Below are 21,805 nucleotides of genomic sequence, written 5' to 3'. Positions count from 1 at the left end.
GCGGGCGTTTGCGTTTTGCCGCATGTCGGTGTGTGTCGTCTGGTGTCATCGATTTCTTCGAACTGACACATTGCTGCCGCATTCTGTCATCCGATCGCAATCCTTCAGCCGGATGTCTGCTTTGCACCGCGCCTTGCCCTCGTTGACTACCGTCATGTCGTCGCATGCAGCACGCACGGCACTGGGCTGTGCGCTGGTCGGGTTGCTGGCACTGCAAGGGCTGCGTCTGCTGTGGTTGCTGATCACCCCGGTCGGTCCGGTTGGTCACGCACAGCCGGTCGCGGGCACGGCGTCGGAGTGGTCTGCATTGCGCCGCGACGTGTTCTATCGCAGCGTTGCCGACAGCACGAGCGATGGCGTGCTGCTGCACGGTGTGCGTGCGGGTGCTGCGCAGGCAGCGGCCTACCTGAGTCTCGGCGATGGCCGGCAGGGCGCCTACCGCGTCGGCGATACGGTGATGCCTGGCGTCGTGTTGCAAGCGGTCGCCGCCGACCACGTGCTGCTGCGGAGCGGTAGCGGCGTGCGCCGCCTGACATTGCTCGATGCGGCGCCGCAGGCGCCTGCGACAACGTCATCGTCAGCGAACACAGCCGCAGGTAGCGCATCGGGCGTGATGTCCAACGTGGGCAATGCGACGGCAGCAGCAGGCGCAACCACGGTCGACCCGCAACAGCTGCTGAGCAGCGCCGGGCTGCGTGCAAGCGCGGACGGCAGCGGCTTCACCATCATGCCGCGTGGCGATGGCGCGCTGTTGCGCCAGGCCGGCCTGGCGGCAGGCGATGTACTGACCCAGATCAACGGCCGCACGCTCGATGCCGAACACCTGCGCGAGTTGCAGGACGAACTGCGCGATGGCCAGGCGGCCACGCTGACCTATCGCCGCGACGGCCAGACCCACACCATGACCTTGAAGCGCCCGCAATGATTGCTGCTCGCCCCATATGGCTGTTGTCGGCCACGTTGCTGTGCGTGTGCGCCGTGACACCAGTCGTCTCGCTGCAGGCCGCCGATGCGCCAGCAGTGCGGCTGCAGGACGTGGACCTGCGCGCCTTCATCCAGGATGTCTCGCGCGCCACCGGCATCACCTTCATCGTGGACACCCGCGTGCAGGGCACGGTCAACGTGGCGCGCGCGCAGGCGATGAGCGAAGCCGACCTGCTCGGCATGCTGCTGGCGGTGTTGCGCGCCAACGGCTTGATTGCGGTGTCCAGTGGTCCGTCGACCTATCGCATCATTCCCGACGATACCGCCGCGCAACAGCCGGGCAGTGCCGCCAGCGGCAATCTGGGGTTTGCCACGCAGGTGTTCACGCTGCAGCGGGTGGATGCGCGTAGCGCGGCAGAGATCCTCAAACCGCTGATCGGGCGCGGCGGCGTGATCATGGCGATGCCGCAGGGCAATGGCCTGTTGATAGCCGACTACGCCGACAACCTGCGCCGCATTCGCGGGCTGGTGACGCAGATCGATACCGATCGCGCGGCCATCGACACGGTGACCTTGCGCAATAGTTCCGCGCAGGAGCTGGCACGCACATTGACCTCGCTGTTTGGCCAGGCCGGCGAGCGCAGTGCGGTACTGTCGGTGTTGCCGGTGGACAGCAGCAATTCGTTGATCGTACGCGGCGACCCGGCGCTGGTGCAGCGGGTGGTGCGCACCGCGATGGATCTGGACGGGCGCGCCGAGCGCCGTGGCGATGTCAGCGTGGTGCGGCTGCAACACGCCAGCGCCGAGCAGCTGCTGCCGGTATTGCAGCAGCTGGTCGGGCAGACGCCGGGCAATGAGGCGCAAGCCGGGCAGGACACGCGCTCCACTGCCGTGGATGTGGCGGCAGCCGCCGGCACCGCACAGACCCAGGTGATCGCACCGGCTACCGGCAAGCGCCCGGTGATCGTGCGCTACCCCGGCTCCAACGCCCTGATCATCAATGCCGACCCGGAAACCCAGCGTGCCTTGATGGACGTGATCCGCCAGCTGGACGTGCATCGCGAGCAGGTACTGGTGGAAGCGATCGTGGTGGAGATTTCCGACACTGCGGCCAAGCGCCTGGGCGTGCAGCTGCTGCTGGCTGGCCGCAACGGCACCGTGCCGTTGATCGCCACGCAGTACAGCGGTGCAGCGCCGGGCATCGTGCCCCTGGCTGCGGCCGCCGCCGGCACGCGCAGCAATAACGGCGACGACGATTCGGTGCTGGAACAGGCGCGCAATGTGGCCGCGCAATCGTTGCTGGGACTGAGTGGCGGCCTGATCGGCCTGGCCGGGCAAAGCAACGATGCGGTGTTCGGCATGATCATCGATGCGGTCAAGAGCGATACCGGCTCCAATCTGCTGTCCACGCCATCGATCATGACGCTGGACAACGAGCAGGCGCGCATCCTGGTGGGCCAGGAAGTGCCGATCACCACCGGCGAAGTACTGGGCGCGGCCAACGACAACCCGTTCCGCACCATCCAGCGCCAGGACGTGGGCGTGGAGCTTGAGGTGCGCCCGCAGATCAATACCGCCGGCGGCATCACGCTTGCGATCAAGCAGGAAGTCTCGGCAATTGCCGGGCCGGTCAGCGCGCAGTCCTCGGAGCTGGTGTTCAACAAGCGCCAGATCGAAACCCGCGTGGTGGTGGAAAACGGCGCCATCGTCGCGCTTGGCGGCCTGCTCGATCAGAACGACCGGCAGACCGTGGAAAAGGTGCCGCTGCTCGGCGATGTGCCCGGGCTGGGCGCGCTGTTCCGGCACAAGTCGCGCAATCGCGACAAGACCAACCTGATGGTGTTCATCCGCCCGACCATCATCCGCGATGCGGCCGATGCGCAGCGCATGACCGCACCGCGCTACAACTATCTACGCGATCGCCAGTTGGCCGATGGCGACCCGGAAGCCGCGCTCGATGCGTTGGTCCGCGATTACCTGCGCGCGCAGCCGCCGCAGTTGCCGTCTGGACCATCGCCGGCACCGGCAGCCACGCCTGCACCCGGCGCACGTCCCGTGCAGCGCTGATGCCATGGACACCGTGCGCGCCAGCATTTCCTATGCGTTCGCCAAGCGCCACGGCGTGGTGCTGCTCGGCAGCGACAGCGCCGCGCAGATCGGCCTGCGCGAAGGCGGCGATGTGCAGGCCCTGATCGAGTTGCGGCGGGCGCTGGGCATGCCGTTGCAGGTGCGCACCTTGGCACCGTCGGTATTCGATCGGCATGTCTCGGAGATCTACGCCGATGCCGGCATGGAGCAGGGCGTGCAGGTCGAGGCGCTGGACCTGCACGGCAGCCTGGATTCGTTGATCGACGATATCCCCACTGCCGATCTGCTCGACAGCCAGGACGACGCGCCGATCATCCGCCTGATCAACGGCATCATCGCCGAAGCCGCGCGCCTGGGCGCCTCCGATGTGCATCTGGAGTCCTACGAATCGCGCTTGCGCGTGCGGCTGCGTGTGGATGGGGTGATGCGCGAAGCGGCCACCTTGCCCGGGCGCATCGCGCCGCTGCTGGTGTCGCGGGTCAAGGTGATGGCACGGCTGGATATCGCCGAAAAGCGCGTGCCGCAGGACGGCCGTGTGTCGCTGGTGATGGGCGCCAAGGCGCTGGACGTACGCGTGTCCACGCTGCCCACGCGCAACAGCGAGCGGGTGGTGCTGCGTATCCTGGACAAGGAGCAGGGCACCTTGTCATTGACGCAGCTGGGCATGCCCGCGGCAGTGATGCACACCGTGCAGCGCGCATTGCAGGTACCCAATGGAATCGTGCTGGTGACCGGTCCCACCGGCTCGGGCAAGACCACCACCTTGTACGCCGCGCTGAGCCTGCTCAACGATGGCTCGCGCAATATCCTTACCGTCGAAGACCCGGTGGAATACGCCATCGACGGCGTCGGTCAGACCCAGGTCAACGCGCGGGTGGGCATGACCTTTGCCGCCGGTCTGCGCGCCATCCTCCGCCAGGACCCGGACGTGGTGATGATCGGTGAGATCCGCGATGCCGAGACCGCGCAGATTGCGGTGCAGGCCAGTCTCACCGGCCATCTGGTGCTGTCCACCGTGCACACCAACGATGCGGTGGGCGCGGTCACGCGCCTGCGCGATATGGGGATCGAACCGTTTCTGCTGGCCTCGAGCCTGCGCCTGATTCTGGCGCAGCGGCTGGTGCGGCGGCTGTGCCCGCAGTGCCGCGCGCCACGGCCATTGGATGCAGCCGCACGGCAGCTGCTTGCGGTCGACGACGGTGGCGGTGCGACGGTGTACGCCGCAGTCGGCTGCGCGGTGTGCCATCACAGCGGTTATGCCGGGCGCGTGGGCATTTACGAAGCCATCGCGGTAGACGATGCGATGCGCCGACTGATCGGCGACAACGCCGACGAGGATGCGCTGGCAGCAGTCGCTTTCGCACGCGCGCCGCGGTTGGGCGACGCCGCACGCGCCGCCGTGCTGCAAGGGCTCACCACGCTGGAAGAAGCCTTGCGCGTCACCCGCCAACAGGAGGATGCGCATGCCGCGGTTTGATTACACCGTGCTCGATCTGCATGGGCGCAGCCGCCAGGGCGTGATCAGCGCCGACAGCGTGCACAGTGCGCGCGCGCAGCTGGAGCAGCGCCAGTGGGTGCCGGTGCGGGTCGACGCCGCTGCCGCTGCCACCTCCATGCGTGCGGCACGCTTCAGCGGCAAGGATCTGGTGTTGTTCACGCGCCAGCTTGCGACGCTGGTGGAAACCGCGCCCCTGGAAGAAGCCTTGCGCACCATCGGTACGCAATCGGAACGACGCGGCGTGCGCCGCGTCACCAGCCAGACCCATGGCCTGGTGGTCGAAGGCTTCCGCTTGTCCGATGCGATGGCCCGCCAGGGCAACGCATTTCCGCCGCTGTATCGCGCCATGGTCGCCGCGGGCGAAAGCGCCGGTGCCTTGCCGCAGGTGCTGGAGCGGCTGGCCGATCTGCTCGAGCGGCAGGCGCAGGTGCGCAGCAAGCTGCAGTCCGCCCTGGTCTACCCGGCCGCGTTGGCGCTGACGGCCGGTGCGGTGGTGATCGTGTTGATGACCTTCGTCGTACCCAAGGTAGTGGACCAGTTCGACTCGATGGGCCGCGCCTTGCCATGGCTGACGCGCGCGGTGATCGGTGTGTCCAACTTCCTGCTGCATGCCGGCGTTCCGCTACTGGTTGCGCTGGTGATTGCGGTCATCGCAGCGTTGCGTCTGCTCCGGCGCCCGGCGCTGCGGCTGGCTGCGGATCGCGCCATCCTGCGTGCGCCCTTGCTCGGCCGGTTGATCCGCGACCTCCACGCCGCACGCATGGCGCGCACCTTGGCGATCATGGTCAACAGCGGCCTGCCGCTGATGGAGGGGCTGATGATCGCCGCACGCACGGTCGACAACCGCGCCTTGCGGCTGGCCACCGACAGCATGGTCACCGCGATTCGCGAAGGCGGCAGTCTGGCTGCGGCGATGAAGCGCGCCGGGGTGTTTCCGCCGACGCTGCTGTACATGGCCTCCAGCGGCGAAAACAGCGGGCGCCTGGCGCCGATGCTGGAGCGCGCCGCCGATTACCTGGAGCGTGAGTTCGAATCGTTCACCAGCGCGGCGATGAGCCTGCTGGAGCCGGCCATCATCGTGCTGCTCGGCGGGGTGGTGGCGGTGATCGTGCTGTCGATCCTGTTGCCCATCCTGCAGTTCAACACCCTCGCGCTTGGCTGAGCGCGGCCGCTTTCTTCGGAGATCCCCATGCAGTCCAACCAGTGTCGTGCACGTGCCGGCTCGCCTGTCTCGCGCAGTGGCGTGCGCGGTTTCACCCTGGTCGAGTTGATGGTGGTGATCGTCATCATCGGCCTGCTGGCCACCGTGGTGATGATCAACGTGATGCCCAGCCAGGACCGCGCCATGGTCGAAAAGGCGCGCGCGGATGTTGCGGTGCTGGAACAGGCGCTGGAAACCTACCGACTGGACAACCTCACCTATCCGACCACCGAGCAGGGCTTGCAGGCCTTGCTCAGCCCGCCCAGCGGCCTGACCCGGCCCGAGCGCTATCGGCAGGGCGGTTATATCCGCCGGTTGCCTGAGGATCCATGGGGCCACGCGTATCAATATCGACGCCCGGGACGAACCGGTGGCTTCGACGTCTACTCCTTCGGTGCCGACGGCGCCGAAGGCGGCGATGCCGACAATGCCGACATCGGCAACTGGCGCTGAGGTGCCGCCGTGCTGACTGCACCACCCAGCGCGCAACGGACGGCGATACGCAGCCATCGCGGACGCATGCGTGGCTTCACCCTGCTCGAGCTGCTGGCGGTACTGGTGATCACCGCGCTTGCCAGCACCCTGGTAGTGATGACCGTGCCGGACACGCGGCAGGATCTGCATGCTCAGGCCGACATGCTGGCCAGTGCACTGGCCAATGCACGCGACGAGGCGATCCTGAGCCTGCGCATGGTTGAAGTCAGCATCGACGCGGGCGGCTATACGTTCCGTCGCCAGGCGCAGCGACGTTGGGTTGCGCTGGACCAGACGCCGTTCGCCGCCACGCGCTGGCCTGCGGGCGTGCAGGCGCAGTTGCCGGGCGGCGGTACGCAGTTGAGCGTCCGCTTCGACCCGACCGGTGCGGCCACGCCGCAACGCATCGCGCTGGACGATGGGCAGCACCAGCTGCAGGTGATGGTGGATGCCGCCGGTGTGGTGCGGGTCGATGCGCCGCGTCGATAACCAGCGCGCCTGCGCCGGATTTTCGCTGCTTGAGCTGATGGTCGCATTGGCCATCTTCGGCATGGCGGTGGTCGGGTTGCTGAATCTGTCGGGCGAAAGCACGCGCACGGCAGTGGTGCTGGAAGAACGCATGCTTGCGGCGTTGGTTGCGGAAAATCAGGCGATCGAGGCGATGCTGGCGCCGGCCAACGCCGCAGTGGCGCCTGTGCAAGGCCAGGACCTGCTGGGTGGCCGTCGTTGGGACTGGCAACGCCAGGCGCTGCCGGCAAGCGCTGGCATGGTGCGGATCGAGGTGCAAGTGCGCGCCGCAGGACAGCCGCAGCAGATTGCCAGCCTGAGCACATTGCGGAGCGTGCAATGAGCCGCACGCAGCGCATGCAGGGCTTCACCCTGATCGAACTGCTGGTGGCGCTGGCGGTCTTTGCGCTGGTGGCCGGCGCCGCGGTGGTGGTGATGCGGCAAAGCATCGATCAGCGCGATGCGGTGCGCGCGCGCCTGCAGCAGGTGCGCGAACTGCAACTGGTCCATGGCCTGCTGCGCAGCGATCTGCAACAGGCCGCGGTACGGCGCACGCGCAACAGCGATGGCAGCGCCGCGCGCACCGCGTTCGTTGCACGTGCGCCCGGGTCACAGGGGCCTTTGTTCGGCTTTGTCCGGCGTGGCTGGAGCAATCCGGATCAGGCGCCGCGTGCGTCGCTGCAATACGTCGAGTACCGCATCGTCGACGGACGTCTGGAGCGCAGTGCGCGGCCGGCGCTGGATGGCGCGGTGGCCGGGGCGCCGCAGGTGCTGCTGCGCGGTGTGCGTTCGGCCGAGGTGGCGTTTCACTATCGTGCGCAGTGGAGCGATGGCTGGAGCGGCGGACTGGAGGCACTGCCGGATGCACTGTTGCTGGAGCTGGATCTGGAGCAATGGGGCCCCGTACGGCAGCTGTTCCTGCTGCCGGAGGGGCGCGCATGAGTGCGCTGCATGCCCCTGCGCAACAACGCGGCGTCGCATTGCTGACGGTGCTGTTGCTGGTGGCGGTGATGACGCTGCTGATGGTGGCAGTATTGAACGACCTGCGCTTTGGGTTGCGCCGCAGCGGCAACGCAGAAGCGATGACGCAGGCGCAGTGGTATGCGCTGGGCAGCGAGGCCGTGGCGCGGCAACGCTTGCAGGCCTTGGCCAGGCGCGACCCGCTGCGCACCACGCTGGACGGTGGCTGGAACGACCAACCGATCAACTTCCCGCTGGACGATGGAATGGTGAGCGTACGGCTGCGCGATCGCGGCGGCTGCTTCAACCTCAACAGCGTGGTGATGGGCGCACCCGAGCAGTGGCAACGCAGCGACGATGGCGCCAACCAGTACCTGGCCTTGCTGGACGCGCTGGGTATCGCCACGCAACAGGCGCAGGAGCTCACCGATGCGCTGGTGGACTGGATCGACAGCGATACCCAGCCGGGCGCGCAGGGCGCCGAAGACGACCGCTATCTGCAAGCGGCGGTGCCGGCGCGCACCGGCGCGACCTTGTTGGCCGGCGTCAGCGAGCTGCGCGCCGTCGCCGGTTACACGCCGGCGCTCGTCGCGCAGCTGCAACCCTATGTGTGCGCATTGCCCGAAGGGCGGTTGTCGCCGATCAACATCAACACGCTACGCGCCGAAGATGCGCCGGTGCTGGCGGCCTTGACCGAAGGCGCGGTGGAGTTGCCGGCCGCACGCCGCATCATCGCCGCGCGGCCGGTTGGCGGTTGGCGCGATGCAGCGGTGTTCTGGAAGCAGCCCGCACTCATGCAGGCGGCGTTGCCGGATGCGGTGTTTCAGCAGATCCAATTGCGCACGTCCTATTTTTCCCTCTACAGCCAGGTCGACCACGCCGGTGCGCAGGTTCTGCTGGAGGCATTGCTGCAACAGGACCCTGCCGGCCGCGTGCGGCTGGTGGCACGTCAATGGAGCCCCGACGAATGAGTAGCACCCTACTGTTGTTGCCGGCCGATGCCACAGCGCAGCCCATCAGCGTGCGCGTGGATGCACACGGCCACGTGTTGGCGCAGGATGCGTTGAATGCGCAACGCGCGCCAACGACGCAGACGGTGCTGGTGGTGCCGGGCGTGGACGTGCATCTGCGTTGGCTGGCCTTGCCCGGGCGCAGCATCGCGCAATCGCTGGCTGCGGCGCGGCTGCAGCTGGCCGAGCATCTGGCAGGCGATGCACAGGCGCTGCATGTGGTGATCGCCGACCAGGCGCAGAGCGATGGTACGCGGCTGGTGGCCGCAGTGGATGGCGCGGTGATGCGGCAGTGGCTCGACCGTGCGGCAGAGCTGGGTGTCGTCCCCGATGCGGTAGTGCCCGACTGTCTGCTGCTGGCCGCCGCGCCGCCGGATCAGCCGCCGACGCTGCTGCACTGGGATGGCCGCTGGTTGCTGCGTGGCACGCGTATCGCCTGCAGCCTGGAGCCGCAGCTGGCGCAGGTGCTGGTCGCATCGCTTCCGATCGCCCCAATGCTGCCGCCGGGGCCGGATCCAATGCACGCCATCGCGCAGTTTGCGCGGCATGCCGCCACCGCGCCGATCAATCTGCGCCAGCAAGGCTTTGCTGCGTCAACGCCGCAACGGGAGGGCCTGCGGCCACGCACGCTTGCGTGGTTGCTTGCGCTGCTGGTGCTCTCGCCTGTGCTTGTGATGGTGGCGCAGAGCCTGCGTTACGACATCGGTGCGCAGCTCCTGCAGCGGCGCAGCGCCCAGCTGATGGGTCCGAGTGGCATGCCCTATGGCGCTGACAAGACGCGCCAGGCCGGCGCCCCGCAGAGCGCATTCGCAACGCAACTGGCGGCAGTGTTCGCCGCAGTCGACGCAGTACCGGGTGCGGAACTGGATGCGCTCGCTTACCAACCACAAGGTCCGCTGCGCGTCACCTTGCTGCACGGCGACGCCGCGCAACTGGAGCGCTTCACCGCCCAGCTCGGCCGCGCCGGTTGGCAGCTGCGTGCAGGCGCGGGCCAGCCCCGCGATGACAGACTCGCCACTTCGCTGGAACTGGAGCCGCCGCGATGAACACGTTGCAAGGTATGCCGGTGTGGTGGCAGAGCCGCGCACCGCGCGAACGCATCATGGTAGCGGTCATGGTCGCCGCCATCGCTGCCTTCATCGGCTGGTATGCGCTGCTGGTGCCGCTGCGGCACTGGCGCAGCGGCGCGCAGGCACGGTATGACCATGCCGCAGAGGCGCTGTTGATGGCGCGCGCGTCGCACGGCGGTACAGTGGCCGCCATCCCGCTGGCGCGCATTGTGCAAAGCGCGCGCGATGCCACGATCACCATCACCCGCCAACAGCGCAGTCCGACCGGAACGCTCGCAGTGCAGATCGACACCGTCACCAGCCCCGTCCTGTTCGCCTGGCTGGAACAGCTGCGCCAGCGTCACGACCTGACGCCTTCGGCGCTTGAGATCACCCGCCGCGACGGGCAGCTGCGGGTACGCTGCACGTTTTCGGGCATCGCGCCATGAGGGCAGTGCGTTGGTTGTTGCTGGGCAGCGCGCTGCTGGTCGTCGGCGTGATCGCCACCTTGCCGCTGCGGTTGGTGCTGCCGATCGAGACGCTGCCGTTCACCGCGCTGGAAGCACACGGCTCGATCTGGAACGGCACCCTGCGTGGCGTGACCTGGACCACCATGGACGTGGGCGATGTCGGCGTGCGTCTGCGCCCGCTGCCCTTGTTGCGCGGGCAACGCCAGGTGCAGCTGCGCTCGGCCACCGCGCAGCTGGTGGCATTGCAGGGCGCCCGATACGGTGTGCAGCAGGCCACTGGTCGCCTTTTGCTGCGCAAGCCGGGTGGGGTGGCCCTGCTGGATCTGTCGATCGATCTGCGCGAGGTGCATGCGATCTTCGATGCCGCACGATGCACGCAGGCCGGCGGCGATGTCGCCGTGCAGGTGCTGCCCAACGCAGGTGGCGAAGCCGCCGGACTGCTGCCCTTGCGTCTGCGCGGTAGCCCGCGCTGCGTGGACGATGCCCTGGTGCTGGCGCTCGCGCCCGATGGCGGTCTGCCCGAAGGCGTCGACCTCGGCGCCGAGCTGCGGCTGCAGCGCGATGGCCGCTGGCAGTGGCGCACCCAGGTCGAGCCCGGCAACGACACCGCGCTGCAGTTGGGCCTGCAACTGCTCGGCTTCGTCCAGACGCCGGAGCGTTGGCTGGTGCGCGTCGATCAGGGGCAGCTGTAGCGCCGCTCACTGCTGGCGAAGCGGGGGAGGGCTGGTTGCGTGGCGCAGCGGTTTCCGCTGCCCGCCAGCTGCCGGTCCAAGACCTCCAGTGCCGGCAAAATTGGTCTGATCTGCCTGGCCACACATCGGCTGGCCGCCACGCTGCCTTGCCAAGCCGGTTGCCGAGACGGCACCCCGTGCAATGCAGACCAGTGCCCGCCGCGCCGAGATTCACCGGTCAAGCCCCAGGCGCGCCCGCTGGCGTCGCACACGCCCGCCCAACCCGTCCAGATGGGCCGGCGCAGCGCAGGGCTGGTGCGTCGCCGTAGATTGGTACTATATTGGACCTATCGAATTCGGGCAGGCGGGACTAACGAATGGCCAAGGCCAAGGCGGACGCCGACAAGCGACTGGACGACCTGCACCTGGACGCGTCCGCGCCAACCCCGCTGTACCTGCAGCTGGCCGGCAAACTCACCGACGCCATTCGTGGCGGTCAGTGGAAGGCCGGCGAAGCGCTGCCGGCCGAGCGCCAGCTGTGCGAGCGCCTGCAGATCTCGCGGGTCACCCTGCGCCAGGCGGTCGATGTGCTGGTCGAACAAGGCCTGGTCTCGCGTCGGCAGGGCGCCGGTACCTTCGTCACCACCCAGATCCAGCACCAGCTCAGTGGCCTGACCAGTTTCAGCGAAACGCTGCGCATCAAGGGCTACGAGCCCGGCACGCGCTGGCTGGAGCGGCGGCTGCGCCCGGCGCATGGCGAAGAGATCCTGCGGCTGGGCCTGTCGCCGGATGCGGCGGTGGCTTCGCTCACCCGTCTGCGCAGCGCCGACGACCGCGTGATGGCCTACGAGCATGCGGTGCTGCCGCAGCGCATCGTGGCCGACCCGCAGCAAGTGGGCGATTCGCTGTACAGCTATCTGGATGCGCAGGGCACGCCGGTGGTGCGCGCATTGCAGTACTTCCGCGCGATCAACCTGCCGGCGCGTCTGGCCGAACATCTACGCATGAAAACCGGTGAGGCGATTTTGCATGTGGTGCGCGTGGGCTATGCGCGCGACGGCAGCGCGATCGAATTGACCGACACCTATTGCCATAACGATTTCTACGACTTCGTCGCCGAACTGCGCCGCTGACCCCAACGGCATTCCCTACGACAACCTCAGAGCCAGCCGATCCATGACTACCGCCAGGCCCGCAAATCCCGTTGTCTCGATCGCCATCGTCGGCGTGCTGTTTTTCATCATCGGCTTTTTCACCTGGATCAACGGGCCGCTGATCACCTTCGTGCGGCTGGCGTTCGACCTCAATGAGGTCAACGCGTTTCTGGTGCTGATGGTGTTCTACCTGTCGTACTTCTTCCTGGCGCTGCCGGCGTCGTGGATCCTCAAGCGCACCGGCATGAAGAAGGGCCTGGCGCTGAGCCTGGTGGTGATGGCGGTGGGCGCGGCCGGCTTCGGCCAGTTCGCCACCCAACGCTGGTATCCGGGCGCATTGGGCGGGCTGTTTGTGATCGGCAGCGGCCTGGCGTTGCTGCAGACCGCGATCAACCCGTACATCAGCATCCTCGGTCCGATCGAAAGTGCCGCACGCCGCATCGCCTTGATGGGCATCTGCAACAAGATCGCCGGCATCCTGGCGCCGATCCTGATCGGCTCGCTGGTGCTGCATGGTATCGGCGACCTGTCCGCGCAAGTCGCCAGTGCCGATGCCGCAACCAAGGAAACCTTGCTCACTGCATTCGCCGCCAAGATCCACGCACCGTATCTGGTGATGTCCGGCGTGCTGTTGTTGCTGGCCATCGGCGTGCTGTTCTCGCCATTGCCCGAACTCAAGGCTTCCGAAGCCAATGCAACCCCCGGCGCTGCCGGCGTGCAGAAATCCAGCATCTTCCAGTTCCCGCACCTGTGGCTGGGCGTGTTGTGCCTGTTCGTCTATGTGGGCGTGGAAGTGATGGCCGGCGATGCCATCGGCACCTACGGACATGGCTTCAACCTGCCGCTGGACAGCACCAAGCTGTTCACCTCCTACACGCTGGGCGCGATGCTGCTGGGCTACCTCGCCGGCCTGGCGCTGATCCCCACCGTCATTTCGCAGGCGCGTTACCTGAGCGTGTCGGCGGTGCTGGGCGTGCTGTTCTCGCTGGGTGCATTGTTCACCCATGGCTATGTGTCGGTGGGCTTCGTGGCCGCGCTGGGCTTCGCCAACGCGATGATGTGGCCGGCGATCTTTCCGCTGGCCATTCGCGGGCTTGGCCGCTTCACCGAGATCGGTTCGGCGCTGCTGGTGATGGGCATTGCCGGCGGCGCGATCATTCCGCAGCTGTTCGCCATTCTCAAACAGCACTACGACTTCCAGGTCGTGTTCGCTGCGCTGATGGTGCCGTGCTATCTGTACATCCTGTTCTATTCGCTGCGCGGTCATCGCCTGGGCCTGCCGGCCCAGGCCAAGTGAGCGACGCGGCATGATGCGTTCCGACGAACAAGGCACTTCCATGCGCAGGCCCACCATCAAAGACGTCGCCGAGCGCGCCAAGGTCTCGTTGAAGACCGTGTCGCGTGTGATCAACAACGAGCCCTCGGTGATGCAGGCCACGCGTGCGCGCGTGCTGCGTGCCATCGCCGATCTCGATTACGAACCCGATCCGTCCGCACGCAATCTGCGCAGCGGCACGCCGTTCGTGATCGGCCTGGTCTACGACAACCCCAATCCATATCACATCATCGGCATCCAGAACGGCGTGCTGGCCGCCTGCCGCGAAACCGGCTTCGGCCTGCAGATCCATCCCTGCGATTCCACCTCGCCATTGCTGGCCGAAGAGCTGGCCGAATGGGTGCAGCGCTCGCGCCTGGCCGGCGTGGTATTGACCGCGCCGATGTCCGAACGCCCCGAACTGCTCGCCGGCCTGGCCGCGCGCGGGATCAAGAGCGTGCGCATCATCGCCGCCACCGACGATCCCGGCGACGGCCCATGTGTGTATATCGACGATCGCGATGCCGCGTATGAAATCACCGAGCATCTGATTCAGCTCGGCCATCAACGCATCGGTTTCCTGTGGGGCGGTCCGCAGCATCGCTCCAGCGGCGAGCGCTATGCCGGCTACGAGGCGGCGTTGAAGGACTATGGCATTGCGCTGGACAAGCACCTGGTGATTCCCGGCGACTACACCTTCGACGATGGCTTCCGTGGCGCGCGTCGGTTGCTGTCGCTGCGCGAGCCGCCCACCGCCATCTTCGGCAGCAACGATGAAATCGCCGCCGGCGTACTGGCCGCGGCCAAGTCCACCGGCATGAATGTGCCGTATCAGTTGTCGATCGCCGGCTTCGAAGACAGCCCGTTTTCGCGGCAATCGTGGCCCGCATTGACCACCGCCAAGCAGGCCACCGACGACATCGCGCGGCATGCCGCACGCTTGTTGATCAGCCAGCTGCGCAGCGATGCCTACGACGACCAGCCCGCGCAATTGCAGAACCGCGGCTTCGTACCGCAACTGGTGGTGCGCGGCTCCACTGCGCCGGCGCCCGCGTCCACCGGCAAACCCCTTCCCCCCGAATCCGCCTGAGCCCCGATGAGCCTCCCCACCGAAACGCAGACCTTGATGTTCCGCGAAGCCGCGCAGACCGCCGATGTGGTCGCCGCACAATTCGCGCGCAATGCCGACACCATCGCTGCGCTTGCGCAGTCGTTGCGCGATAACCCGCCGCCGTTCGTGGTGACCTGCGCGCGCGGCAGCTCCGATCACGCAGCGACCTATGCCAAGTACCTGTTCGAGACCCAGCTGGGCATCGTCACCGCCTCCGCATCGCCATCGGTGGGCTCGGTTTACGCGGCACCACTGCAACTGCGTGGCGCGCTGTACATCGTGATTTCGCAATCGGGCAAAAGCCCTGATCTGCTGCGCAATGCCGAGGCCGCCAAACTCGCCGGTGCGCGCGTGGTGGCCCTGGTCAATGTGGAAGATTCGCCGCTGGCGCAGCTGGCCGATGTGGTGATTGCGCTCGGTGCCGGCCCGGAAAAAAGCGTTGCTGCCACCAAGAGTTACCTCGCCTCGCTCGCCGCGGTGCTGCACCTGGGTGCGGTGTGGAAGAACGACCCCGCATTGCTCGCCGCAGTGGACGCGTTGCCGCAACAGTTGCGCAGCGCCTGGCAGGCCGACTGGTCCGCGCTGACCACCGGTCTGACGCCCGCACATAACCTGTTCGTGCTTGGCCGCGGGCTGGGCCTGGGTGCGGCGCAGGAAGCGGCATTGAAGTTCAAGGAAACCTGCGGCCTGCATGCCGAGGCCTACAGCTCCGCGGAGGTCAAACACGGGCCGATGGCATTGGTCGGCCCGGGCTTTCCGGTGCTGGTGTTTGCGCAGCCCGACGAAACCGGTGCAGGCACGCGCGCGCTGGCCGAAGAATTCCGCGCACGTGGCGCGCAGGTGTGGCTGGCCGCGCCCGATGGCGATCTGCCGCTGGCCGATGCCGCGCACCCGGCGTGCGCGCCGCTGCTGACCGTGCAGAGCTTCTACCGCGCGATCAATGCGCTGGCACTGCAGCGCGGCCACAATCCCGATCTGCCGCCGCACTTGAACAAGGTTACGGAAACAGTTTGAACATGGATGCTTCTCCGATTCAGGCGTTGTGCAACGCACGCGTACTTACCGATGACGGCCTGCAGGATGGTCTGGTCGTGCTGCTGGACGGTGCGCAAATCCAGGCCGTCGTTGCGGCAGACGATGCGCGTGTCGCGCAGGCGGCCGCTCGCGTGGATCTGGCCGGCGCGACCTTGTTGCCCGGCTTCATCGACATCCAGGTCAACGGCGGTGGTGGCGTGTTGTTCAACAACGCGCGCGACCCGCAGGCGCTGGCCACGATTGCCGCAGCGCACCGCCGCTTCGGCACCACCGGCATGCTGCCGACGCTGATCAGCGACACCGCGCAGGTGATGGCCGAGGCGATCGACGCCACGCGCCAGGCCATCGCACAAGGCGTGCCCGGCGTTCTCGGCATCCATCTGGAAGGCCCGTACCTGAGCCCCGCGCGCAAGGGCACCCACGACGCGCACAAGTTCCGCCTGCCCGACGCGCAAGAAATCGCCGTCGATACCTCGCTGGACAACGGCGTCACCCTGATCACGCTTGCGCCCGAGCGCGTGCCGCTGGATGACATCCGCGCCTTCGTTGCCGGCGGTGCGATCGTGTTCGCCGGCCACACCGCGGCCAGCTACGAGCAGGCGCGCGACGGCATTGCCGCCGGCGTCAGCGGTTTCACCCATCTGTACAACGCGATGTCGCAGCTGGCCGGGCGCGAGCCCAGCGCGGTCGGCGCCGCGTTGGAAGACCCCGATGTGTGGTGCGGCGTCATCGTCGATGGCGTGCACGTGCACCCGGCCAGCCTGCGCGTGGCGCTGGCGGCCAAGCCGCGCGGCAAGCTGCTGCTGGTCACCGATGCCATGCCGATGGTCGGCAGTGACAGCCCCAGCTTCGACCTGTACGGCGAAACCATCACCGCCGTCGACGGCGTGGTGCGCAATGCCGATGGCGCCCTGGCCGGCTCGGCGCTGGACATGGCCACGGCCGTGCGCAACAGCGTGCGCTGGCTGGGTGTGGACCTGGCCGAAGCCGCGCGCATGGCGTCCACGTATCCGGCGCAATGCATCGGCCTGGGCGAACGCCTGGGCCGCATCGCACCCGGCTACCAGGCCGATCTGGTCCTGGTGGATGCCGATGTGCACGTGCTGGCCACCTGGGTCGCCGGACAGCGCGGCTGACGCCGCGCATGGTGGTTGCGCCTGCTTTCCGGCAGGTGCATTCCACGGGCTGGACCTGCAGATGGCAATGACGTCTGGCGTGTCCGGGCGCAGTGCTGACGTTGGAGCGTCCTTGCTCGCCTGCATGGTTGTTCAGGCATTGCCGTCGCTACAACAGCGGCGATATGTCGGTCAGGCACCCGTCCAGACAGGTTGCGGCGCCTCTATCTTTGCGTGCAGATCAGTGGCCGAATCATGGTCGCTGCGCGTGGGTGGCGTTGCCGTCCACTCGTGGCACGCCGTGGCTGCTAGAGTTGCGATCAACTCAAGGACAAGGCAGTACCGATGAGCAACGCACGGATGCGCTGGTGGTTGGTGGGGTGGTTGCTGTTCTGCATGCACGTGACCGCTGCCGCTGCCGATTCCGCCGGTTGGCGGCTGGTTGCCGGCGGCACGGACTACCAATTGGATGGAGCGCAGGGGGATGTGCAGACGGCCGAGGGCGCCCGGCTGCGTCTGACCGCCCGTGCCAATCGCACGGCCGCCTTCGGTGCGGTGGCCGTGCAACTGGATGCCACCGCGCTGCGTGGTCAGTCGCTGGCGCTGGACGGCCTTTTGCAGGCATCTCAAGCGATGCAGGGAGCAAACCTGTGGATGCGCGCAGTCGATGCGCAGGGCAAGGTCCTGGCATTCGAAACCTCGCAGGCTGATCGGGTGAGTGGCAATGCCCAGGCACAGCGCCGCATTGCGATGCAGATTCCCTCGCAAGCAAGTCGATTGGCAGTCGGCGTGGTGCTGCGAGGGGATGGTGCGGTCGAGGTGACCGGCTTGCGGCTGGTGGCGCAAGCCATCGTCGATGCTGCACCGGCGTCCGCGATCCTCGACGTTGCCATCCCGGCCATCCGTGACCACGCACTGCAGCGCACCCGCATCGACTGGGCCACCCGCGAGCCACAGCTGCGCGCGCAGGCCGCAGGCATGCGCGAAGCCGACGCGTACGCCGCCATCGATGCGCTGATCGCCGAGCTCGATGACGGCCACAGCTTCCTGATACGTCCCACGGCGCAGCGCCAGATGGAGTCACACGCCGCCGGGCGACCCGCAGTGCAGGCACGCTTGCTGCCGTCGGATGTGGGCTATGTCGAGGTGACCGGCCTGATGACCTCGTCCGGTGATGTCAGGGGTGCCTATCAACGCGCGCTTGCCGCCGCGCTGGATGGCATGGCATCGCAAGCGCGCTGCGGATGGGTCATCGATCTGCGACAGAACACCGGCGGCACGATGTGGCCGATGGTCAACGGGTTGCAATCGTTGCTGGGTGACCAGTTGCTCGGGTACTTCGTCGACTCAACCGGCAAGCAGACACCCTGGAACGCGAGAGCCGTGCCGACGATGGGGAGTGCACATTCCTCGCAAACCGAGCAGCCGGTCGCTGTGCTGATCGGGCCGCACACGGCAAGCGCGGGCGAAATGGTCGCCATCGCGTTCCGGGGGCGGCCGGCAACGCGCAGTTTCGGCCAGCCGAGTGCGGGGCAGACCACCGGTAATCGTTCGGTCGATCTGCCCGGTGGTGGCGTTCTTGCAGTTGCCAGCACCGCGACGCAGGACCGCAATGCACAGCGTCTGGATGGCGCATTGCAACCGGACGTTGTGCTGGATCCGCAGGTCGATGCCATCGCTGCGGCGGCGCAGTGGCTGCGGACGCAGCGGTGCGCGCAAACGCATTGATGCCGAGCCCCGTCAACAGGTGATCGCGGGAGCGTCTGTGTGATGTATGCAGGTGCGAGCGGAAAGGCGAAGCTTGCGTCCAAGCTCGCGCGAACCAATCGATGCCAATCGCTTCTTGTGATCGCGCTACATAGGTCGACGTCGGCACTGTGGCGACCATCCTGCTCGCAGGCCCACAGGCGTGGCGAACCGAGACACTCAGTTGCGTGTCGATGCGTGTACCACACCACGCCGGCCCCGCGTCTTGCATCGCAACATTTCGCTGCGCAGCCTTCCCACGTCAAGCTGACTGGCGCAGTGGTCTGCATGTGCCGCCGTCAGGACTGCGATGCGGGTCACGCAGCTATTCCATAATCGACGGCGACCACGACGTATCTCGCATAAATCCAGGCATTTCTGACCGTTGGTTGACAGTGCCACTATCGGAAGGCACCTTCACTGATAACGTTGTCAGAGAGCAGGAGCCTGTTCCAGTCGAACACATCACTGCGCCAGCCATGCATGGGTTGGTGCCTCGATCCGCACGCGTTGTAGAGCCGCGCGGATCGCTGCTTGCGATCCGGCACAGGGGACGGATCGCAGCACGGCGCGTATGGCGCGCTTTAGTGCAACCCACCGGTTGCGACCTGACGCATCAGCCACGAGGTCAACGTAATGCTGTTTCCCCGTCTGTTTTCGTTGTCTATTGCCGCACCACGCCTGCCCACTGCACAGTCAATCGACATGCGCCATCGTCTCTGCGCAGCGCCGCAGGCCCCCTTCAAATTGCGCTTGACGAAGGCTCTCCAAGCCAATCCAGCACATGCGCACAGTGCTTGCTCGAGCAAGGCTGCATCGAGGCATTGGCCGCAACCCGCGCGATTGGGCGCGGCGGTGCGCGGCCTGCTGATCGGTGGCGCCGCAATGGGCGGCGTACTGGCACTTCCCGCTTCTGCGCAGCAACAGCCCGACCCTGCACCCGCACAGCAACAGCCCGTCGTCGCGCCATCGCAGCAACAGGCACCAGCCAATCCTTCGGTCTCCACGCTGGACGAAGTCAAGGTGGTGGGTTACCAGGCCAGCCTGGGCAAGGCGCTCAACGTCAAGCGCAATGCCGATGCGATCGTCGATGCGATCAGCGCCGAAGACATCGGCAAATTCCCCGACACCAACGTGGCCGAGTCGCTGTCGCGGCTCTCGGGCATCACCGTCGATCGCCAGTTCGGCGAAGGCGAGAAGGTCAGCATTCTCGGCACCGACCCGGCGCTCAACCGCGTGCTGCTCAATGGCCAGACCATTGCCTCTACCAGTTGGGGTGGCGACCCCAACGACCCGGACAGCCGCTCGTTCAACTACAGCACGCTGGCGCCGGAAGTGGTCGGCCTGATGGAGGTCTACAAGACGCCGGAAGCGCGCATCGACGAAGGCTCCATCGGTGGCACGGTGATCGTGCACACGCGCAAACCGCTGGAGCTGGAGCGCAATACGCTGACCGGTACGGTGAGCTACGGCTATAACGACCGGTCTGAAGAAGGCAAGCCCAACGCATCGGCGCTGTATAGCTGGAAGAACCAGGACGACACCTTCGGCGTACTGACGTCGGTGATGCACTCCCAGCGTGTGCTGCGCCGCGAGGGCGTGGAGATCTTCGGTTACGACGATGTCGCTGGCGCCGCGTTTCCGCCTGCGGTGGTCGGCAACAACACCGGCGTGTTTCCCACCTCGATCAACACCGCGTTGTTCCAGCAGACGCGTAAACGCGATGGCATCAGCGCTGCGCTGCAGTGGAAGCCCGATGCCGATTTCGAGCTCAACCTGACCGGTCTGTACGTCACCGAGAATTTCGACAACTACAACCAGAGCCGTTACGGTTATTGGGGCTCCAATCCAGGCGACGCGCAGGCATTGGGCTTCGAAAACGGCGTGGCCACTTCGGGCACCTTCGGCGACCAGTCCAACACCTATCTGGACGGCTACTTGCGCAACAGCGATGTCACCACCGGCAGCATCCATTTGCGTGCCGACTGGCATGGCGATGGCTGGAATGCCTCGAGCCAGGTGGGCTACACCAGCTCGCAAGGCGGTGCCGAGCGCATCTACGGCATCCAGTTCCGCAATCTTGCCGGGTACAGCTACAACATCGACGGGCGTCGCACCGCGATGGACTACAGCACCGACCCCACCAACGCGGCGGCGATGCAACTCAACAATGCCTCGGCCAGCCATAGCCCGCAGTACGACAAGGAGCGTTACCTGCAGCTGGATTTCGACCATGCGGTGGAGTGGGGGCCGTTCACGCAGATCCTCACCGGCATCAAGCTCACCAACCACGCTACCGGACAGTCATCCTATAGCCGCACCTGGGCGCCGAACGATGGCAGCACGCTGGCGGATTTTTCGCCGGGCGCCACGCCGTCCGGCTACCTGGATGGCCTGTCCACCAGCGCCGACATGCAACGTTGGTCCACCATCAATCGCGGTGCCATCAGCCGCTATATCGGCGGGCTGGAAGGCGATGACGGCCTACCGATCAGCTACGCCGGCAACTACAGCATCCAAGAGCAGAACCGTGCATGGTTCCTGCAGGGCAACTTTTCCGGCGAGCGCTATCGCGGCAATATCGGTGTGCGCTACGTGCACACGCGCGACTCTACCGATGGCTTCAGTTATGCACCAGGCGGCAGCTACACGCCGGTGAATTTTCTCAGCAGCTACGGCAAGTGGTTGCCGGCCTTCAATATCGCCTACGACTTGCGCGACGATCTGATGCTGCGCTTTGCCGCCTCCAAGGTCATCGCGCGACCGCGTTACACCAACATGACGCCGTACGTGGCCACCGACGACACCACGTTGACCGCGTCCACCGGCAACCCCGGTTTGAGTCCCTACGAGTCGACCAACCTCGGTGCGTCGGTGGAGTGGTACTTCTCCGACAGCAGCCTGCTCAGCGGCGAGTTCTTCTCGCGCGATATCTCCAACTACATCCTGACCACGGTGCAGGACCGGGTGTTCTTCAACAACGCCACCGGCGGCTCGAGCACCTACCAGACCTCGGTGCCGACCAATGCCGGCGACGCCAAGGTGCAGGGCGTGGCGCTCAATCTGCAGCACAACTTCGGCAACGGCTTCGGTGTGGTCGCCAACTACACGTATTCCGATTCCAACACCGACGGCGACTACAGCCTGCCGTACAACTCGCGCAATGCCTACAACATCAGCCCGTACTACGAGCAGGGCAAGTGGAGCGCGCGCGTCAATCTGGGCTGGCGCTCGGAGTACTTCACCCAGATCGGTCGGCTCAACGGCCAGCAGATGACCGATGCCTTCACCCAGGTCGATGCCTCGTTCGGCTATCAGGCCACCGAGCGGCTACGCGTGGCGCTGGAAGCCACCAACCTGCTGGACGAGACCTACTTCAGCTACATCGGCAACAAGAACCAGCCGTACTACATCTACAAGAACGGCCGCTCCTTCATGCTGAGCCTGAATTTCAAGATGTGAGCGTTGCTTCCGGAG

General features: G+C 66.5%; 19 protein-coding genes. All 19 read left to right on the top strand.

Features of this window, described 5'->3' with window-relative positions; genetic code table 11:
* The first annotated feature begins 112 nt into the window (after positions 1–112).
* The 19 genes from FHY18_RS11755 (at position 113) to FHY18_RS11665 (ending at position 21,790) form a co-directional block, all read left to right on the top strand.
* Positions 113–925, top strand: coding sequence for a type II secretion system protein N (locus FHY18_RS11755; RefSeq protein ID WP_259155228.1), 813 nt, complete (start codon positions 113–115; stop codon positions 923–925).
* Positions 922–2,991: a type II secretion system secretin GspD gene (gspD, locus tag FHY18_RS11750; protein ID WP_259155224.1), complete on the top strand. Its 2,070-nt coding sequence runs from the start codon at positions 922–924 to the stop codon at positions 2,989–2,991. Before FHY18_RS11755 ends, gspD begins: the two co-directional genes overlap by 4 nt.
* A gap of 4 nt (positions 2,992–2,995) precedes the next feature.
* A complete protein-coding gene (gspE, locus tag FHY18_RS11745; RefSeq protein ID WP_259155219.1) occupies positions 2,996–4,489 on the top strand; it encodes a type II secretion system ATPase GspE in 1,494 nt (497 codons plus the stop codon).
* Positions 4,476–5,672, top strand: a complete 1,197-nt coding sequence (gene gspF, locus FHY18_RS11740) for a type II secretion system inner membrane protein GspF (protein ID WP_259155212.1) — start codon at positions 4,476–4,478, stop codon at positions 5,670–5,672. Before gspE ends, gspF begins: the two co-directional genes overlap by 14 nt.
* A gap of 27 nt (positions 5,673–5,699) precedes the next feature.
* The gene (gene gspG / locus FHY18_RS11735; protein ID WP_259155069.1) at positions 5,700–6,164 is read left to right on the top strand and encodes a type II secretion system major pseudopilin GspG; all 465 of its coding nucleotides are present in this window, start codon (positions 5,700–5,702) and stop codon (positions 6,162–6,164) included.
* 66 nt (positions 6,165–6,230) lie between these two features.
* Positions 6,231–6,674, top strand: coding sequence for a GspH/FimT family pseudopilin (locus tag FHY18_RS11730; protein ID WP_259155068.1), 444 nt, complete (start codon positions 6,231–6,233; stop codon positions 6,672–6,674).
* Positions 6,658–7,035, top strand: coding sequence for a type II secretion system minor pseudopilin GspI (gene gspI, locus FHY18_RS11725; protein ID WP_259155067.1), 378 nt, complete (start codon positions 6,658–6,660; stop codon positions 7,033–7,035). The genes FHY18_RS11730 and gspI overlap by 17 nt, the downstream gene beginning before the upstream one ends.
* Positions 7,032–7,634, top strand: a complete 603-nt coding sequence (gene gspJ, locus FHY18_RS11720; RefSeq protein WP_259155066.1) for a type II secretion system minor pseudopilin GspJ — start codon at positions 7,032–7,034, stop codon at positions 7,632–7,634. The genes gspI and gspJ overlap by 4 nt, the downstream gene beginning before the upstream one ends.
* On the top strand, positions 7,631–8,623 hold the full coding sequence (gspK, locus tag FHY18_RS11715) for a type II secretion system minor pseudopilin GspK (RefSeq protein ID WP_259155060.1): 993 nt from the start codon (positions 7,631–7,633) through the stop codon (positions 8,621–8,623). Before gspJ ends, gspK begins: the two co-directional genes overlap by 4 nt.
* Positions 8,620–9,708 (top strand): type II secretion system protein GspL, encoded by a 1,089-nt coding sequence (gene gspL / locus FHY18_RS11710; RefSeq protein WP_259155054.1) that lies wholly within the window; start codon positions 8,620–8,622, stop codon positions 9,706–9,708. The genes gspK and gspL overlap by 4 nt, the downstream gene beginning before the upstream one ends.
* Entirely contained in the window at positions 9,705–10,160 is a 456-nt protein-coding gene (locus FHY18_RS11705; RefSeq protein ID WP_259155053.1) for a type II secretion system protein M, read from the top strand. Before gspL ends, FHY18_RS11705 begins: the two co-directional genes overlap by 4 nt.
* On the top strand, positions 10,157–10,873 hold the full coding sequence (gene gspN / locus FHY18_RS11700) for a type II secretion system protein N (RefSeq protein ID WP_259155051.1): 717 nt from the start codon (positions 10,157–10,159) through the stop codon (positions 10,871–10,873). The genes FHY18_RS11705 and gspN overlap by 4 nt, the downstream gene beginning before the upstream one ends.
* A 389-nt stretch (positions 10,874–11,262) precedes the next feature.
* Positions 11,263–11,985: a GntR family transcriptional regulator gene (locus FHY18_RS11695; protein ID WP_259155964.1), complete on the top strand. Its 723-nt coding sequence runs from the start codon at positions 11,263–11,265 to the stop codon at positions 11,983–11,985.
* A 43-nt stretch (positions 11,986–12,028) separates the two neighbouring features.
* Positions 12,029–13,303 (top strand): sugar MFS transporter, encoded by a 1,275-nt coding sequence (locus tag FHY18_RS11690; protein WP_259155047.1) that lies wholly within the window; start codon positions 12,029–12,031, stop codon positions 13,301–13,303.
* Positions 13,304–13,343: 40 nt separating this feature from the next.
* Positions 13,344–14,411 (top strand): LacI family DNA-binding transcriptional regulator, encoded by a 1,068-nt coding sequence (locus tag FHY18_RS11685; RefSeq protein ID WP_259155046.1) that lies wholly within the window; start codon positions 13,344–13,346, stop codon positions 14,409–14,411.
* A gap of 6 nt (positions 14,412–14,417) precedes the next feature.
* The gene (locus tag FHY18_RS11680; protein ID WP_259155045.1) at positions 14,418–15,446 is read left to right on the top strand and encodes an SIS domain-containing protein; all 1,029 of its coding nucleotides are present in this window, start codon (positions 14,418–14,420) and stop codon (positions 15,444–15,446) included.
* A gap of 2 nt (positions 15,447–15,448) precedes the next feature.
* Positions 15,449–16,603 carry an N-acetylglucosamine-6-phosphate deacetylase gene (nagA, locus tag FHY18_RS11675; RefSeq protein ID WP_259155044.1) on the top strand — a complete coding sequence of 385 codons (1,155 nt, stop codon included), beginning with the start codon at positions 15,449–15,451 and terminating at the stop codon, positions 16,601–16,603.
* Between the two features lie 324 nt (positions 16,604–16,927).
* On the top strand, positions 16,928–18,310 hold the full coding sequence (locus FHY18_RS11670) for a S41 family peptidase (protein ID WP_259155025.1): 1,383 nt from the start codon (positions 16,928–16,930) through the stop codon (positions 18,308–18,310).
* A 903-nt stretch (positions 18,311–19,213) separates the two neighbouring features.
* Positions 19,214–21,790 carry a TonB-dependent receptor gene (locus FHY18_RS11665; protein WP_259155963.1) on the top strand — a complete coding sequence of 859 codons (2,577 nt, stop codon included), beginning with the start codon at positions 19,214–19,216 and terminating at the stop codon, positions 21,788–21,790.
* Positions 21,791–21,805 lie beyond the last annotated feature (15 nt).

It is taken from the genome of Xanthomonas sp. 3793 (assembly GCF_024806835.1).
Classification (GTDB): domain Bacteria; phylum Pseudomonadota; class Gammaproteobacteria; order Xanthomonadales; family Xanthomonadaceae; genus Xanthomonas; species Xanthomonas arboricola_F.
This window is presented reverse-complemented; position numbering and strand designations above follow the sequence as displayed.

Bases quoted from the DNA above. Each gene is read 5' to 3' on its own strand.
- FHY18_RS11755 (WP_259155228.1), top strand. From the start codon at position 113: ATGTCTGCTTTGCACCGCGCCTTGCCCTCGTTGACTACCGTCATGTCG.
- gspD (WP_259155224.1), top strand. From the start codon at position 922: ATGATTGCTGCTCGCCCCATATGGCTGTTGTCGGCCACGTTGCTGTGC.
- gspE (WP_259155219.1), top strand. From the start codon at position 2,996: ATGGACACCGTGCGCGCCAGCATTTCCTATGCGTTCGCCAAGCGCCAC.
- gspF (WP_259155212.1), top strand. From the start codon at position 4,476: ATGCCGCGGTTTGATTACACCGTGCTCGATCTGCATGGGCGCAGCCGC.
- gspG (WP_259155069.1), top strand. From the start codon at position 5,700: ATGCAGTCCAACCAGTGTCGTGCACGTGCCGGCTCGCCTGTCTCGCGC.
- FHY18_RS11730 (WP_259155068.1), top strand. From the start codon at position 6,231: ATGCGTGGCTTCACCCTGCTCGAGCTGCTGGCGGTACTGGTGATCACC.
- gspI (WP_259155067.1), top strand. From the start codon at position 6,658: ATGCGCCGCGTCGATAACCAGCGCGCCTGCGCCGGATTTTCGCTGCTT.
- gspJ (WP_259155066.1), top strand. From the start codon at position 7,032: ATGAGCCGCACGCAGCGCATGCAGGGCTTCACCCTGATCGAACTGCTG.
- gspK (WP_259155060.1), top strand. From the start codon at position 7,631: ATGAGTGCGCTGCATGCCCCTGCGCAACAACGCGGCGTCGCATTGCTG.
- gspL (WP_259155054.1), top strand. From the start codon at position 8,620: ATGAGTAGCACCCTACTGTTGTTGCCGGCCGATGCCACAGCGCAGCCC.
- FHY18_RS11705 (WP_259155053.1), top strand. From the start codon at position 9,705: ATGAACACGTTGCAAGGTATGCCGGTGTGGTGGCAGAGCCGCGCACCG.
- gspN (WP_259155051.1), top strand. From the start codon at position 10,157: ATGAGGGCAGTGCGTTGGTTGTTGCTGGGCAGCGCGCTGCTGGTCGTC.
- FHY18_RS11690 (WP_259155047.1), top strand. From the start codon at position 12,029: ATGACTACCGCCAGGCCCGCAAATCCCGTTGTCTCGATCGCCATCGTC.
- FHY18_RS11685 (WP_259155046.1), top strand. From the start codon at position 13,344: ATGCGCAGGCCCACCATCAAAGACGTCGCCGAGCGCGCCAAGGTCTCG.
- FHY18_RS11680 (WP_259155045.1), top strand. From the start codon at position 14,418: ATGAGCCTCCCCACCGAAACGCAGACCTTGATGTTCCGCGAAGCCGCG.
- nagA (WP_259155044.1), top strand. From the start codon at position 15,449: ATGGATGCTTCTCCGATTCAGGCGTTGTGCAACGCACGCGTACTTACC.
- FHY18_RS11670 (WP_259155025.1), top strand. From the start codon at position 16,928: ATGAGCAACGCACGGATGCGCTGGTGGTTGGTGGGGTGGTTGCTGTTC.
- FHY18_RS11665 (WP_259155963.1), top strand. From the start codon at position 19,214: ATGGGCGGCGTACTGGCACTTCCCGCTTCTGCGCAGCAACAGCCCGAC.